Origin of the sequence: Pseudomonas sp. SR18, from assembly GCF_023701505.1 — a bacterium.
GTDB classification, from domain to species: domain Bacteria; phylum Pseudomonadota; class Gammaproteobacteria; order Pseudomonadales; family Pseudomonadaceae; genus Aquipseudomonas; species Aquipseudomonas cyclaminis.
On record NZ_JAMQAU010000004.1, the window covers coordinates 320,350 to 334,399 of the forward strand.

The following is a 14,050-nucleotide window of genomic DNA, read 5'->3' on the forward strand; positions in this document are numbered from 1 at the left end:
GCTACTGGGACTGGATGATGCTCAACCGCTCGCCGACCACCATCTCGGTAATCCAGTCGACCAGGATTGAGGTGTAGGCCTGCTGGGACACCGGATCGCTGAGGGAATGGTCAGCGCCATCAATGATGCGGTGCGTCAGGGAGTGCGTCTGCTGGCACGCCGCGCGGTAGCTCATGATGGTGGCATGGGGCACATGGTCGTCGGTTTCCGATTCGACGATCAGCACATCACCGGTAAACGCCGCGCAGGCGTGTAATGCGCGATTGGTCTCGGCGTGCACCAGGGTGCTGCGGTAATCCATCAAATCGACCTTATCCAGGTCGCGCTTGGGCTTGAGCCATTCCTGATCGCGGTACAGCGCCGGCACACGCAGCGCCAGCCAGCGTACCGGGCGCAACGAGGTGAGGATGGCGGCGAGGTAACCGCCATAACTGGTGCCCACGACCGCCACCGCCGAGGTGTCGATGGCCGGGTGGGCGAGCAGCCGGTCGTAGGCCGCCAGCAGGTCGCGCAGGTTGTCTTCGCGGGTGACGCGGTTCAATGGAATGCCGGTACCGGCGTGGCCGCGCAGGTCGAAAGTGAGGCACACACAGCCAAGGCCGGCGATGCCTTTGGCCCGTTCCAGATCCCGCTCCTGGCTACCGCCCCAACCGTGCACAAACAACACGCCTGGTACTTTGGATTTGGGGCTCAGGAAGGTGCCGCTCATTTGTTCGTCGTCGATGTCGATGGAAATGGTTTCACTTCTAGCCGTCATAAGATTTGACCGTCACGTACTTGAGAAGAAAGTCACTGTTTTCTGCGGGGCCGCGATACACCTCAATGGCATCCGCTGGCAGCGCCTGGTCCACATAGGTTTCTACCGAGGACACATGAATGGCGTTAAGACCCGGGTGATTGATGAAGCTTTGCAGCGCCGCGACCTCCGCGCTGCTGGCGCCGCCCATGCGCCAGGATTGTTCGAGCACGCCACTGCGGCGCTGGCCGTGGCTATCCAGGCCTTGAGCGATGTCGTAGTTGCGCCGGGACGCGTAGAAGCCGGGGTAGGCTTCATCTGCCGCCGTGTCGAAGATTTGCGCTTGCTCGATGGCCAGTCGTACGTCGTCGGGCAGATCGAGTTCAAGCAAATCTTCGTAATAACCCGGAACGACCAGCAAGTCGGAGCCGCCATAGACGCTTTCGCCCTGCCCGTCCTCGGTCAGGTATTGCTGCCCGCAGTAGCTGAATACGTGATCGCCGATAAAACTCTGGCCCACGCTATGGGTGACCACGTCGCGCAGATCTTGCTCCAGCACCACGCCGTCGTTGAACAACTGCGCGGCGTCGGGTCGGGCGAGTACGGCCTTGAAGGCATCGAGGCTGTGGATAACTTCCTGGCCGCGTCCGGCGCAGGCGTGCACCGGTTTCAGGCGGATGGGCCCGTCGTCGAGCAAATGGGCGGCGGCGGGTAAAGCGTCTTCGAGCGAAAACACACTGAGGCCATCCAACACGACTGTTCTTACCCGCTCACAGAACAACGGCGACCATCCTTCGGGCGCGATGGCTTCAGGGCTCAGCAAACCATGGCTGATGGCTTTGGTGCAGATGAAGTCGTGATCGACATAGCCGCCCCACAGGTCTTCGGGGCCTTTGATGTTGAGCGCGAGAGCTTGCGCCGGGCCCACCAGGGTTTGAGTGGGTAGCAGATAAAGCTCCCGGCCAGCATGTTTTCGCGGGTCGTAGCTGCCGTCGAATTTAAGCCCCAGGATCTGCGCCAGCCAGCGGGCCAGGCTGTGATTGGTGTCGACCTCATGCTGGGGTGCGCCCGCTCGTGTGGAGTGAGCGACCACCCATTTCCTGCGTTGTGTTGGGGTCATGCATCCCCCTTGGCCTTCCCGCCATGTGTGTATCAGGAAGGCTGCAGGGATCAGGCCAAAACAGCTGTGAGCGCAAGCGATTTGAAATCAAGCAGTTACTGAAAAACCGATGGCAGTTGGCCTGTTTTATTCTGCACGACGACGCCTCAAATGCGCGGCGTTCTGCACGATTCACACGCCAAAACGGCTGCGGTAATCGCTGGGCGCCAGGCCGGTGATTTTCTTGAAGGTGGCGCGAAAGGCGCTGGGGTCCTGATAGCCCACGGTCCAGGCGATATGGTCAATGGTGCCGTTGGTGAATTCCAACATCTGCCGCGCCTTGCCCACCCGCAGGTGCTGGCAGTATTCGGTGGGTTTCAAGCCGGTGGCGCCGCGAAAGCGCCGCAGGAAAGTGCGCGCCTCCAGCCCCGCCTCTTGCGCCATGGCCGCCACGGACACCTCCACCGCGCCGCTGGCTTGCAACCAATGCTGGACTTTGAGAATCGCCACGTCGCCATGGCCGAGGATCGGCGCAAAGTTGCTGCCGCACTGGCTCGCGCTGTCGCTGTGTTCAATGACCAAAAACCGCGCGGTGTCGGCAGCGATACTCGGCCCCATCAGGCGGTCAACCAGACGCAGGCCCAGCTCTGACCAGGCCATCAGCCCGGCGGTGGTGATCAGGTCGCCGTCATCGACGATGGGTTTGTCCGCTTCCAGGCGCACGGCCGGGTACTGCGCGGCAAAAGACTTGGCGGAAGACCAATGGGTGGTCGCGCTGCGCCCATCCAGCAAGCCACTGCGCGCCAGCATGATCGAGCCGATGCACACGCCGCCCAGCACTGTGCCCGTCGCGTGCTGCTGACGAAGCCACGCCAACAGCGCAGGCGGCGACTGTTCATCGGTGAACACACCAATCGACGGTGGCACCAGCACGGCCATCATCGGTTGCTCGGGGCCTGGGTGGCTGTCGAATACCCGTGTCGGGTGACCATCGGCATCCACGTGCCAATGGCTGATCCGCAGCAGCGGCAGTTGTGCCGACTGATGCTCGGCGGCGATCCGGTTGGCCACGCCGAACAGGTCGGTCAGGCCATGCACGGCGGCCAATTGCGCCCCTTGGTAGATCAACACACCCAGCTCAACAACCGCCATTGTCAGTTTTCCCCCTGTTATTGTCGGTGCAGCCAATCCCCGGCGTCGGCGCCAGCTAAGATACTGGGCCCATCAACCCATCACGAGGCAATACCCATGGCCAAGCAAGCGCTCATCCTAATCGATATCCAGAACGACTACTTCCCTCAGGGCAAGTGGCCGCTGGATGGCGTAGAAGCTGCAGCGGACAAGGCTGCGCAAGTACTCAAGGCGTTTCGCCAGGCGGGGGATGCAGTGATTCATGTGCGCCATGAATTCACGTCCGAAGAGGCACCGTTCTTCACGCCTGGGTCCGAAGGCGCACACCTGCATCCGAAGGTACTGAACCAACGCGATGAGCCCGTGGTGCTTAAACACTTTGTGAACGCGTTTCGTGAAACCAATCTGCGCGCCCTGCTGGAACAACGCAGCATCACCGAACTGGTGGTGGTCGGCAGCATGAGCCATATGTGCGTCGATGCCGTGGTGCGCGCCGCAGCGGACCTGGGCTACAAGGTCACGGTGATTCATGACGCTTGTGCCACCCGCGATCAGGAATTCAACGGGCAAGTGATCCCGGCCGCGCAGGTGCATGGCGCGTATATGGCGTCACTGGCGTTTGGGTATGCGGGCGTGGTGTCGGCGGATGAGTATTTGAAGGCGCAAGCAGCAGCAGCGTGACCACTGCTTGCCTGGGTTTTTAGCGGGTCGCGATGATAAACAGGCGCGGGAATGGCAGTAGTACGGTGCCATCGGCCAGGGCTGGATAGGCCTGGGTAATCCGCGCCTGATATTCCTGTAGGAAGGCGACTTTTTCATCATCGGTCAAAGGCGCGAGGAATGGACGCAATGCAGAGCCCTTGAACCACTCCACCACAGCCCCATGACCCGCCAACGGGTGCAGGTAGGTCGTGCGCCATACATCAACAGTGGCGCAGTGCTTGCTCAGCAACTCGTAGTAGTAACTCGCCACGTGCCGTTCATTGTGTTTGACCGTACCAATCCTGGCAGCCCACGGGCCATCCGCCGCAACCTCCCGAGCCAGGCGGTGCGCAGGCTCGTCCAGGTTATCCGGGGTTTGCACCGCCAGCGTACCGCCGGGGTTCAACCTGTTGACCAGATGGGGGTAAAGCGTGGCGTGGTCTGGCAGCCATTGCAGCGAGGCGTTGGCGAGGATCACATCGAATGTTTTTCCAGGGTTCCAGGCGCCGATGTCCGCCAGTTCAAAGCTCAGTCTCGGCAGGCGGTTGCAGGCGTCGACGAGCATGTCTTCAGAGCTGTCCATGCCGGTGACATCCGCTTGAGGAAAACGCTCGGCCAACACTTGGGTGGAGTTGCCAGGGCCGCAGCCGAGGTCGACGGCGGTGTGCACATCCAGATTGGGAATGGCTGCCACCAGGTCACGCACGGGACGAGTGCGCTGTTGTTCAAACATCGTGTACTGCTTGGCAGACCAGGTCATCGCGGCTTTCCTTCGTCTCTAGGGTTTGGCTCCAGCCTAAGTCCTGTAGCCCATGAGCACAAATGCCGGGACAACTGATCACTGGTCCCGTCAGTTGATCCGTTTCAGAACACCGTTCGGCCTGGAGCCATGGGTAACGTTGGCAAATAAAAAAGCCCCGAGAGCAGTGCTCACGGGGCTTTCCGGGAAAACTTTACGGATTGCTCCGAGCGATATCCTAGAACGGAATATCGTCATCAAAGCTGTCGAAATCCGGAGCCGGCTGAGGAGCGGCCTGCTGTGGCGCTGGACGCGACTCACGCTGTGGCTGCTGGCTTGGCTGCGGACGCGACTGCTGTGGACGCGGTGCCGAGTTGGACATGCCGCCCTGGCCCTGTTGGTCGCCCTGTGGACGGCCGCCCAGCAGTTGCATGGTGCCTTGCATGTCGACCACGATTTCAGTGGTGTAACGCTTGATGCCGTCTTTTTCCCACTCGCGGGTCTGCAGTTTGCCTTCGATGTAGACCTGCGAACCCTTGCGCAGGTATTCACCGGCGATCTCTGCGACCTTGCCGAACATCGACACACGGTGCCATTCGGTTTTTTCGACTTTCTGACCGGTTTGCTTGTCGGTCCACTGTTCGCTGGTCGCCAGACTCAGGTTGGTCACGGCGTTACCGTTAGGCAAGTAGCGAACTTCGGGATCCTGGCCGCAAGTACCGACCAATATGACTTTGTTAACCCCACGGGCCATAACGTTCTCCTAGGCTGGGCGCGCTGTCGGCACTGGGTTGACCAGTTGCTCAAGCGTCGCGCGATCCAATAATTCGGTGTCCAATTTGATGTAAATGGCCGCCTCTTCAGCGACCACGACTGCATCCGTTACCCCTACGACGGCCTTCAGGCGCTCTGCCAGACCGGCTTCGCGGATCGCCTCGGGCGATAGCGGCAAACGCAGACTTGTGACGTAGGGAGGTTCGCGCATGGTAACAGCAAAGACCAGCCAAAGTGCAGCCAGCCCGGCGCATCCGAGGAAGACAACCGACAAACCGCCATGCTGAAACATCCAGCCGCCCATGATGCCGCCTAACGCCGAGCCGAGAAACTGGCTGGTGGAATACACCCCCATCGCCGTGCCCTTGCCACCCGCCGGTGAAACTTTGCTGATCAGCGAAGGCAATGAAGCCTCCAGCAGGTTGAACGCGGTGAAGAACACCACCGTGCCGATTACCAGCGCCCGTAGGCTGTCGCCGAACTGCCAGAAGAATAGTTCAGTGAGCATCAATGTCGCGACGGCGCCCAGCAAAACTCGTTTCATTTTGCGTTTTTTCTCGCCGTAGATGATGAACGGGATCATGGCGAAAAACGAAATCAACAGAGCGGTGAGGTAGACCCACCAGTGCTGCTCCTTGGGCAGCCCGGCTTTTTGTACCAGGGCCAGGGGCAAGGCGACGAAGCTGCACATCAGCATTGCGTGTAATACGAAGATACCTAAATCCAGGCGCAGCAGGTCCGGGTGCTTGAGCGTCGGCAACAACGCGTTGCGCGCAACGCCGGATTCACGGTGCTGCAATGTGCCGGTGGAGCGCGGCACCATGAAGGCCACGATCACGATGCCGAACAACGCCATGCCGCCTGTGGCCAGAAACAAACCGTGCAGGCCGAACGCACGTGTGAGCAAGGGTCCGACCACCATAGCCACGGCAAACGACAGGCCGATGGTCATACCGATCATCGCCATGGCCTTGGTGCGATGCTGCTCGCGGGTCAGGTCAGAGAGGAGCGCCATCACCGCAGCGGAAATCGCCCCGGCACCTTGCAGAATACGTCCGGCGATCACGCCCCAGATCGAATCGGACTGGGCCGCAAGCACACTGCCGAGGGCGAACACGATCAGCCCCAGGTAAATCACCGGACGACGGCCAATGCGGTCGGAAATGATCCCGAACGGAATCTGAAAAATCGCCTGTGTCAGGCCATAGGCGCCAATCGCCAGGCCGATCAGCGCCGGGGTTGCGCCGGCGAGGTCCATGCCATAGGTCGCCAGCACTGGCAACACCATAAACATGCCCAGCATACGGAAGGCGAACACAAGGGCCAGACCGCTTGCCGCTCGGGTCTCGCCGCTACTCATGCGTTCGCTGTGGGGATCGTGCATGGAAAAACCTCGTGTGAACCGGCGGCGATTCTACCAGTCCCATCGATTGAGAGGGTATATGCGGCGCTTTGCCGCGCAGCTTTCATGTAAGGCTGCACCCGGCACTTTGACAGTGTATATTCATCCAGTCTTTAGCCGTATACTCCGGCATTATTTACGCCCGCCGTGCGAGGCCATCTTGGACAAGATCCTGATTCGTGGGGCTAGAACCCACAACCTGAAGAACATCGACCTGACCCTGCCCCGGGACAAGCTGATTGTCATCACCGGCTTGTCTGGCTCGGGCAAATCGTCCCTGGCGTTCGACACGCTGTATGCCGAAGGTCAGCGCCGCTATGTGGAATCGCTGTCGGCCTATGCCCGGCAGTTCCTGTCGATGATGGAAAAACCCGACGTCGACACCATTGAAGGCCTGTCGCCGGCAATTTCCATCGAACAGAAGTCGACCTCCCACAACCCACGTTCCACCGTGGGCACCATCACTGAAATCTACGACTACCTGCGCCTGCTTTACGCGCGGGTCGGTATCCCCCGCTGCCCGGATCACGACATTCCACTGGAAGCCCAGACCGTCAGCCAGATGGTCGACCTGGTACTGGCCCAGCCGGAAGGTGCCAAGCTGATGCTGCTGGCGCCGGTGATTCGCGAGCGCAAGGGCGAACATCTTTCCGTCTTCGAAGAGCTGCGGGCGCAAGGTTTTGTACGCGCGCGCATCAATGGCAAGCTGTATGAACTGGACGAAGCACCGAAGCTCGACAAGCAGAAGAAGCATTCGATCGATGTAGTGGTCGACCGCTTCAAAGTGCGCGCCGACCTGCAGCAGCGCCTGGCGGAATCGTTCGAGACCGCGCTGAAGCTGGCGGATGGTATTGCGCTGGTTGCGCCGATGGATGACGAGCCGGGCGAAGAGATCATCTTCTCTGCGCGCTTTGCCTGCCCGATCTGTGGCCATGCCATCAGCGAACTGGAACCCAAGCTGTTTTCCTTCAACAACCCGGCCGGCGCCTGCCCAACCTGCGATGGCCTGGGTGTGAAGCAGTTCTTCGATATCAAGCGCCTGGTCAATGGCGAGCTGACGTTGGCGGAAGGCGCTATACGCGGCTGGGACAGGCGTAACGTCTATTACTTCCAGATGCTGGGGTCGCTGGCGTCCCACTACAAATTCAGCCTTGAAGTGCCATTCAACCAACTGCCGGCAGATCAGCAGAAGGTCATCCTCAATGGCAGTGGTTCGCAGAACGTCGACTTTAAATACCTGAACGACCGCGGCGACATCGTTAAGCGTTCGCACCCATTCGAAGGCATTGTGCCGAACCTGGAGCGGCGCTACCGCGAGACCGAATCGGCGAGCGTGCGCGAAGAGCTGGCGAAATTCCTCAGCACTCAACCTTGTCCAGATTGCCGTGGCACTCGCTTGCGCCGTGAGGCGCGGCATGTCTGGGTGGGTGAGAAGACCCTGCCGGCAGTGACGAACCTGCCGATCGGCGATGCGTGTGAATACTTCGGTGTGCTCAAGCTGACCGGACGCCGTGGGGAAATTGCCGACAAGATCCTCAAGGAAATTCGTGAGCGGTTACAGTTCCTGGTCAATGTGGGCCTGGACTATCTTTCTCTGGACCGTAGCGCCGACACCTTGTCCGGCGGTGAGGCGCAACGTATTCGCCTGGCCAGCCAGATTGGTGCAGGCTTGGTGGGCGTGTTGTACATCCTGGATGAACCGTCCATTGGCTTGCACCAACGGGACAACGATCGTCTGTTGGGCACGTTGAAGCACCTACGGGATATCGGCAACACGGTGATTGTGGTCGAGCACGATGAAGACGCGATTCGCCTGGCGGACTATGTGGTCGATATTGGCCCAGGCGCCGGCGTGCACGGTGGACATATTGTTGCTGAAGGCACACCGGCCGAAGTCATGGCACATCCGGACTCCCTGACCGGCAAGTACTTGTCTGGCCGTGTGAAGATTGCAGTGCCGGCTAAACGTACGCCGCGCAACAAGAAGATGGCGCTGCATCTCAAGGGCGCACGCGGGAACAACCTGCGTAATGTCGACCTGGAGATTCCGCTGGGCTTGCTGACCTGCGTGACCGGTGTATCGGGTTCGGGTAAGTCGACGCTGATCAACAACACGCTGTTCCCCCTTAGTGCAACCGCCCTGAACGGCGCAACCACGCTGGAAGCGGCCGCGCATGACAGCATCAAGGGCCTTGAGCACCTGGACAAAGTGGTCGATATCGACCAGAGCCCGATTGGCCGTACACCTCGGTCCAACCCGGCAACGTACACGGGGCTGTTCACGCCGATTCGCGAGCTGTTCGCGGGTGTGCCGGAGTCTCGCTCACGTGGCTACGGGCCTGGGCGGTTCTCGTTCAACGTCAAGGGCGGACGCTGTGAAGCGTGTCAGGGCGATGGCTTGATCAAGGTAGAGATGCACTTCCTGCCGGATATCTATGTGCCGTGCGATGTGTGCAAGAGCAAGCGCTATAACCGCGAAACTCTTGAGATCAAGTACAAGGGCAAGAACATCCACGAAACCCTGGAGATGACCATCGAGGAAGCTCGCGTGTTCTTCGACGCGGTTCCAGCATTGGCGCGCAAGCTGCAGACGCTGATGGATGTGGGCCTGTCGTATATCAAGCTGGGGCAATCAGCGACCACGCTGTCCGGTGGCGAGGCACAGCGGGTGAAGCTGTCCCGGGAGCTGTCCAAGCGTGATACGGGCAAGACTCTGTATATCCTCGATGAACCGACTACGGGGCTCCATTTCGCGGATATCCAGCAACTGCTCGACGTGCTGCACCGATTGCGCGACCACGGCAACACTGTAGTGGTGATTGAGCACAACCTTGATGTGATCAAGACGGCTGACTGGTTGGTGGACCTTGGGCCGGAGGGCGGCTCCAAGGGTGGCCAGATCATCGCGGTCGGCACGCCGGAGCAAGTCTCTGAAATGCCGCAGTCCCACACCGGTTACTACTTGAAACCGTTGCTGGAGCGCGACCGGGCCTGACTTGTCGTCCCATGAAAAAGCCCCTGTCACCTTGCGGTGACAGGGGCTTTTTCGTAGCCGGGAATCAGAACTGCGATTGCAGGTAGTTTTCCAGGCCAATGAGCTTGATCAGACCCAACTGCTTTTCCAGCCAGTAGGTGTGATCTTCTTCTGTGTCATTCAATTGCACGCGAAGGATTTCACGTGTGACGAAGTCACTGTGCTGCTCGCAGAGCTCAATGCCCTTGCAAAGCGCAGCACGTACCTTGTATTCGAGGCGCAGATCGGCTGCCAGCATGTCAGGTACGGTTGTGCCCACGTCCAGGTCGTCGGGACGCATACGCGGCGTGCCTTCGAGCATCAGGATACGGCGCATCAGTGCGTCAGCGTGCTGTGCCTCTTCTTCCATCTCGTGGTTGATACGCTCGTAGAGTTCGGTAAAACCCCAGTCTTCGTACATCCGCGAGTGGATGAAATATTGGTCACGAGCTGCCAGTTCGCCCGTCAGCAACGTGTTGAGGTAATCGATTACGTCGGGGTGACCTTGCATCGCCCTACATCTCCCTGCTTGAAAGACTGTAGTTTGAACCATCATGACCTGGAGGTCACGGGATCAACGGCATAAAAACGCACATTTCCGGAGAAAAGTAGCTGAAATAACGCAAAAACCGCCCAAATGAGGGCGGTTCTGCTTATCGTTTAGAGTCAGTTAAGCGATACGCCCAGCGCCTTTGCGATTGCTTCTCCGTAAGCAGCGTCTGCCTTGTAGAAGTGCGCCAATTGACGCTGGACAACATCACTGGAAACCCCAGCCATTGCACCGGCGATGTTGGTGGTCAGCAGTGCCTGCTGCTCAGCATTCATCAGACGGAACAGCGCACCCGCGTGGCTGTAGTAGTCAGTGTCTTCACGATGATCGTAACGATCAGCGGCACCGCTCAGCGCCAAAGCAGGCTCAGCGTACTGCGGGGCTTGCTTGGGGGCATCGGCGTAGCTGTTCGGCTCGTAGTTAGGGGCTGAACCACCGTTGCTGCCAAAAGCCATCGAGCCGTCGCGCTGGTAGCTGTTTACCGGGCTGCGCGGCGCGTTTACCGGCAATTGCTGGTGATTGGTGCCGACACGATAACGATGGGCATCGGCGTAAGCAAAAACACGACCTTGCAACATACGGTCTGGCGACAGGCCAACACCAGGCACCATATTGCTTGGCCCGAACGCGGCTTGCTCCACTTCGGCAAAGTAGTTCAGAGGGTTGCGGTTGAGCTCCAGTTCACCCACTTCGATCAGCGGAAACTCCTTTTGAGACCAGATTTTGGTCACGTCGAAAGGATTCTCATAGTGAGCGTTAGCCTGGGCTTCAGTCATGATCTGGATGCAGACGCGCCATTTCGGAAAGTCACCGCGCTCAATCGCGCCGAACAGATCACGCTGGGCGTAATCAGGGTCAGTACCGGCCAAACGTGCGGCATCCGCCGGAGCCAGGTTCTTGATGCCCTGCTTGGTTTTGTAATGCCATTTAACCCAGTGACGCTCGCCCTTCGCATTGATCAGGCTGTAGGTGTGACTACCGAAGCCGTGCATGTGGCGATAGCCGTCTGGAATGCCACGGTCCGAAAATAGGATGGTCACCTGGTGCAGCGCCTCAGGCGAGTGCGACCAGAAGTCCCACATCATTTGCGCGCTTTTCAGGTTGCTTTGTGGGAGGCGCTTTTGGGTGTGGATGAAGTCCGGAAATTTCAGCGGGTCGCGAATGAAGAACACTGGCGTGTTATTACCCACGATGTCCCAGTTACCTTCTTCGGTGTAGAACTTCAAAGCGAAGCCGCGCGGGTCGCGCTCGGTATCGGCCGAACCGCGTTCACCACCAACAGTGGAAAACCGAAGAAAGGTGGGGGTTTGCTTGCCAACGGTCTCAAACAGCTTGGCGCTGGTGTACTGGGTAATGTCTTGGGTGACCGTGAACGTACCGTAGGCACCCGAACCTTTAGCGTGTACACGCCGCTCCGGGATGTTTTCACGGTTGAAGTGAGCGAGCTTCTCGATCAGGTGAAAATCGTCGAGCAGCAACGGGCCGCGCGGGCCGGCGGAACGGGAATTCTGGTTATCCGCAACGGGGGCACCGCTGGCGGTAGTAAGGACTTTATTCTGGCTCATGCTCAATCTTCCTCAGGTCAGACTTGGAACTGCCGGCTAATCGGCTTAGAGGGAGTATTGACGATCAAGATGACACCATCAAATTTATTAAATCATGGTCATTGATAGAAAATAACTAACAAACCCAGCAGAGTAATTAGCTATGGATTGGACTCTGATGCTGGCAGCGACTCAATTAATATAGACAACGTTTTTTACACACACAAAAAACCGGGCACTAGGCCCGGTTCTCCGTTACAGCTTGTCGTCTTACTCGGCGCTTACAGCTTCGCCGGCAGTAGCACGATCAACCAACTCGACGTACGCCATAGGCGCGTTGTCGCCAGCGCGGAAACCGCACTTGAGGATGCGCAGGTAGCCACCCTCACGGGTAGCGTAACGCTTGCCCAGGTCGTTGAAGAGCTTACCAACGATAGCTTTCGAGCGAGTACGGTCGAAAGCCAGACGGCGGTTAGCCAGGCTGTCTGTCTTAGCCAAAGTGATCAGCGGCTCAGCAACGCGACGCAGTTCTTTAGCTTTCGGCAGTGTAGTTTTGATCAGCTCGTGCTCGAACAGCGACACCGCCATGTTTTGAAACATGGCCTTGCGGTGCGAGCTGGTACGGCTCAGGTGACGACCACTTTTACGATGACGCATGGTTCATTCCTTACCAAACTCACGTTCGGTGATTACGACGATCAGGCAGTCGCCTTGTCGTCCTTCTTAAGACTTGCAGGCGGCCAGTTGTCGAGGCGCATGCCGAGGGACAGACCGCGGGAGGCCAGAACGTCCTTGATTTCAGTCAAGGATTTCTTGCCAAGGTTCGGAGTCTTCAACAGTTCTACTTCGGTACGCTGAATCAGGTCGCCGATGTAGTAAATGTTTTCCGCCTTAAGGCAGTTAGCCGAACGTACAGTCAGTTCCAGATCGTCAACCGGGCGAAGCAGGATCGGATCGATCTCGTCTTCCTGCTCGATTACCACTGGTTCGCTGTCACCTTTGAGGTCGACGAACGCAGCCAACTGCTGTTGCAGAATGGTTGCAGCGCGGCGGATTGCCTCTTCAGGATCCAAAGTACCGTTGGTTTCCAGATCAATAACCAGCTTGTCCAGGTTAGTACGCTGCTCGACACGGGCGTTTTCCACCACGTATGCGATACGGCGAACCGGGCTGAACGAAGAGTCGAGCTGCAAGCGACCAATGCTGCGGCTTTCGTCTTCATCGCTCTGACGCGAGTCGGCCGGTTCATAACCACGACCACGAGCTACAGTGAGCTTCATGTTCAGGGCGCCGTTAGACGCCAGGTTAGCGATTACGTGATCGGGATTAACGATCTCGACATCATGATCCAGCTGAATATCGGCAGCGGTAACCACCCCCGAACCCTTCTTCGACAAGGTCAGCGTAACTTCGTCACGGCCGTGCAGCTTGATAGCCAGACCTTTAAGGTTCAACAGGATTTCAATTACGTCTTCCTGTACACCTTCGATGGCGCTGTACTCGTGGAGCACACCGTCAATCTCGGCCTCGACTACTGCACAGCCGGGCATTGAGGACAACAGGATGCGGCGCAGCGCGTTGCCCAGGGTGTGGCCAAAACCACGCTCGAGAGGCTCGAGAGTGATCTTGGCGCGGGTTGGACTGACAACCTGCACATCAATGTGGCGGGGTGTCAGGAACTCATTTACCGAAATCTGCATGGATGCACCTATTTTCTAGCCCTTACTTGGAGTAGAGCTCGACAATCAGGCTTTCGTTGATGTCGGCGGACAGATCACTGCGAGCAGGAACGTTCTTGAAAACGCCCGACTTCTTCTCAGTGTCTACTTCTACCCATTCTACGCGGCCACGTTGGGCACACAGATCGAGAGCTTGGACAATGCGAAGTTGGTTTTTTGCTTTCTCGCGAATCGCGACCACGTCACCAGCACGAACCTGGTAGGACGGGACGTTAACGGTTTGGCCGTTTACGCTTACGGATTTGTGCGATACCAGCTGACGGGATTCGGCACGAGTCGAACCAAAGCCCATACGGTATACAACGTTGTCCAGACGGCATTCGAGCAGTTGCAGCAGGTTTTCACCGGTTGCACCTTTCTTGCCAGCAGCTTCTTTGTAGTAGCCGCTGAACTGACGCTCGAGAACGCCGTAGATACGACGGACCTTCTGCTTTTCACGCAGTTGGGTGCCGTAGTCGGACTGGCGACCGCGGCGTTGGCCGTGGATACCAGGTGCTGCTTCAATGTTGCACTTCGATTCGATCGCGCGCACGCCGCTCTTCAAGAAGAGATCGGTGCCTTCACGACGAGCGAGTTTGCATTTTGGACCAATGTAACGAGCCATTCTTTACAATCTCCTGG

The 14,050-nt window shown here is 58.5% G+C and carries 13 protein-coding genes; 2 read left to right on the plus strand and 11 right to left on the minus strand.

The features are described from left to right. Position 1 precedes the first annotated feature (1 nt). The 3 genes from NDJ82_RS09075 to NDJ82_RS09085 form a co-directional block, all read right to left on the minus strand. Positions 2–757 (minus strand): alpha/beta hydrolase family protein, encoded by a 756-nt coding sequence (locus tag NDJ82_RS09075; RefSeq protein ID WP_099584614.1) that lies wholly within the window; start codon positions 755–757, stop codon positions 2–4. Next, positions 747–1,856, minus strand: coding sequence for a DUF3182 family protein (locus tag NDJ82_RS09080; protein ID WP_112196878.1), 1,110 nt, complete (start codon positions 1,854–1,856; stop codon positions 747–749). Before NDJ82_RS09080 ends, NDJ82_RS09075 begins: the two co-directional genes overlap by 11 nt. A gap of 171 nt (positions 1,857–2,027) precedes the next feature. Beyond that, positions 2,028–2,987 carry a GlxA family transcriptional regulator gene (locus tag NDJ82_RS09085; protein WP_099584612.1) on the minus strand — a complete coding sequence of 320 codons (960 nt, stop codon included), beginning with the start codon at positions 2,985–2,987 and terminating at the stop codon, positions 2,028–2,030. Positions 2,988–3,083: 96 nt separating this feature from the next. On the opposite strand from NDJ82_RS09085, the gene NDJ82_RS09090 reads away from it, so the two are divergent. After that, entirely contained in the window at positions 3,084–3,647 is a 564-nt protein-coding gene (locus NDJ82_RS09090; RefSeq protein ID WP_112196879.1) for a cysteine hydrolase family protein, read from the plus strand. A 19-nt stretch (positions 3,648–3,666) separates the two neighbouring features. Here the strand turns inward: NDJ82_RS09090 and tam are convergent, their stop codons facing one another. The 3 genes from tam to NDJ82_RS09105 form a co-directional block, all read right to left on the minus strand. Next, positions 3,667–4,428, minus strand: coding sequence for a trans-aconitate 2-methyltransferase (gene tam, locus NDJ82_RS09095; RefSeq protein ID WP_250925335.1), 762 nt, complete (start codon positions 4,426–4,428; stop codon positions 3,667–3,669). 217 nt (positions 4,429–4,645) lie between these two features. After that, a complete protein-coding gene (locus tag NDJ82_RS09100; protein ID WP_003232445.1) occupies positions 4,646–5,161 on the minus strand; it encodes a single-stranded DNA-binding protein in 516 nt (171 codons plus the stop codon). 9 nt (positions 5,162–5,170) lie between these two features. After that, the gene (locus tag NDJ82_RS09105) at positions 5,171–6,565 is read right to left on the minus strand and encodes an MFS transporter (RefSeq protein WP_099584609.1); all 1,395 of its coding nucleotides are present in this window, start codon (positions 6,563–6,565) and stop codon (positions 5,171–5,173) included. Between the two features lie 178 nt (positions 6,566–6,743). Here NDJ82_RS09105 and uvrA point away from each other — a divergent pair, with 178 nt between their 5' ends. Then, positions 6,744–9,578, plus strand: coding sequence for an excinuclease ABC subunit UvrA (gene uvrA / locus NDJ82_RS09110; RefSeq protein ID WP_099584608.1), 2,835 nt, complete (start codon positions 6,744–6,746; stop codon positions 9,576–9,578). A gap of 64 nt (positions 9,579–9,642) precedes the next feature. Here the strand turns inward: uvrA and bfr are convergent, their stop codons facing one another. From bfr to rpsD, 5 genes are all read right to left on the minus strand, one after another. Continuing rightward, positions 9,643–10,107, minus strand: a complete 465-nt coding sequence (gene bfr / locus NDJ82_RS09115) for a bacterioferritin (RefSeq protein WP_033900044.1) — start codon at positions 10,105–10,107, stop codon at positions 9,643–9,645. A 155-nt stretch (positions 10,108–10,262) separates the two neighbouring features. Further along, positions 10,263–11,711: a catalase gene (locus tag NDJ82_RS09120; RefSeq protein ID WP_250925336.1), complete on the minus strand. Its 1,449-nt coding sequence runs from the start codon at positions 11,709–11,711 to the stop codon at positions 10,263–10,265. Between the two features lie 249 nt (positions 11,712–11,960). After that, positions 11,961–12,347 (minus strand): 50S ribosomal protein L17, encoded by a 387-nt coding sequence (rplQ, locus tag NDJ82_RS09125; RefSeq protein WP_003176402.1) that lies wholly within the window; start codon positions 12,345–12,347, stop codon positions 11,961–11,963. A gap of 41 nt (positions 12,348–12,388) precedes the next feature. Further along, complete coding sequence (locus NDJ82_RS09130) at positions 12,389–13,390, minus strand: DNA-directed RNA polymerase subunit alpha (RefSeq protein ID WP_003176403.1); 1,002 nt, start codon at positions 13,388–13,390, stop codon at positions 12,389–12,391. 22 nt (positions 13,391–13,412) lie between these two features. Beyond that, positions 13,413–14,033, minus strand: a complete 621-nt coding sequence (rpsD, locus tag NDJ82_RS09135; protein WP_003210056.1) for a 30S ribosomal protein S4 — start codon at positions 14,031–14,033, stop codon at positions 13,413–13,415. Between the last annotated feature and the right edge of the window lie 17 nt (positions 14,034–14,050).

Bases quoted from the DNA above. Each gene is read 5' to 3' on its own strand.
- NDJ82_RS09100 (WP_003232445.1), bottom strand. From the start codon at position 5,161: ATGGCCCGTGGGGTTAACAAAGTCATATTGGTCGGTACTTGCGGCCAG.
- NDJ82_RS09080 (WP_112196878.1), bottom strand. From the start codon at position 1,856: ATGACCCCAACACAACGCAGGAAATGGGTGGTCGCTCACTCCACACGA.
- NDJ82_RS09075 (WP_099584614.1), bottom strand. From the start codon at position 757: ATGACGGCTAGAAGTGAAACCATTTCCATCGACATCGACGACGAACAA.
- NDJ82_RS09120 (WP_250925336.1), bottom strand. From the start codon at position 11,711: ATGAGCCAGAATAAAGTCCTTACTACCGCCAGCGGTGCCCCCGTTGCG.
- rpsD (WP_003210056.1), bottom strand. From the start codon at position 14,033: ATGGCTCGTTACATTGGTCCAAAATGCAAACTCGCTCGTCGTGAAGGC.
- rplQ (WP_003176402.1), bottom strand. From the start codon at position 12,347: ATGCGTCATCGTAAAAGTGGTCGTCACCTGAGCCGTACCAGCTCGCAC.
- NDJ82_RS09130 (WP_003176403.1), bottom strand. From the start codon at position 13,390: ATGCAGATTTCGGTAAATGAGTTCCTGACACCCCGCCACATTGATGTG.
- NDJ82_RS09085 (WP_099584612.1), bottom strand. From the start codon at position 2,987: ATGGCGGTTGTTGAGCTGGGTGTGTTGATCTACCAAGGGGCGCAATTG.
- NDJ82_RS09105 (WP_099584609.1), bottom strand. From the start codon at position 6,565: ATGCACGATCCCCACAGCGAACGCATGAGTAGCGGCGAGACCCGAGCG.
- bfr (WP_033900044.1), bottom strand. From the start codon at position 10,107: ATGCAAGGTCACCCCGACGTAATCGATTACCTCAACACGTTGCTGACG.
- NDJ82_RS09090 (WP_112196879.1), top strand. From the start codon at position 3,084: ATGGCCAAGCAAGCGCTCATCCTAATCGATATCCAGAACGACTACTTC.
- tam (WP_250925335.1), bottom strand. From the start codon at position 4,428: ATGACCTGGTCTGCCAAGCAGTACACGATGTTTGAACAACAGCGCACT.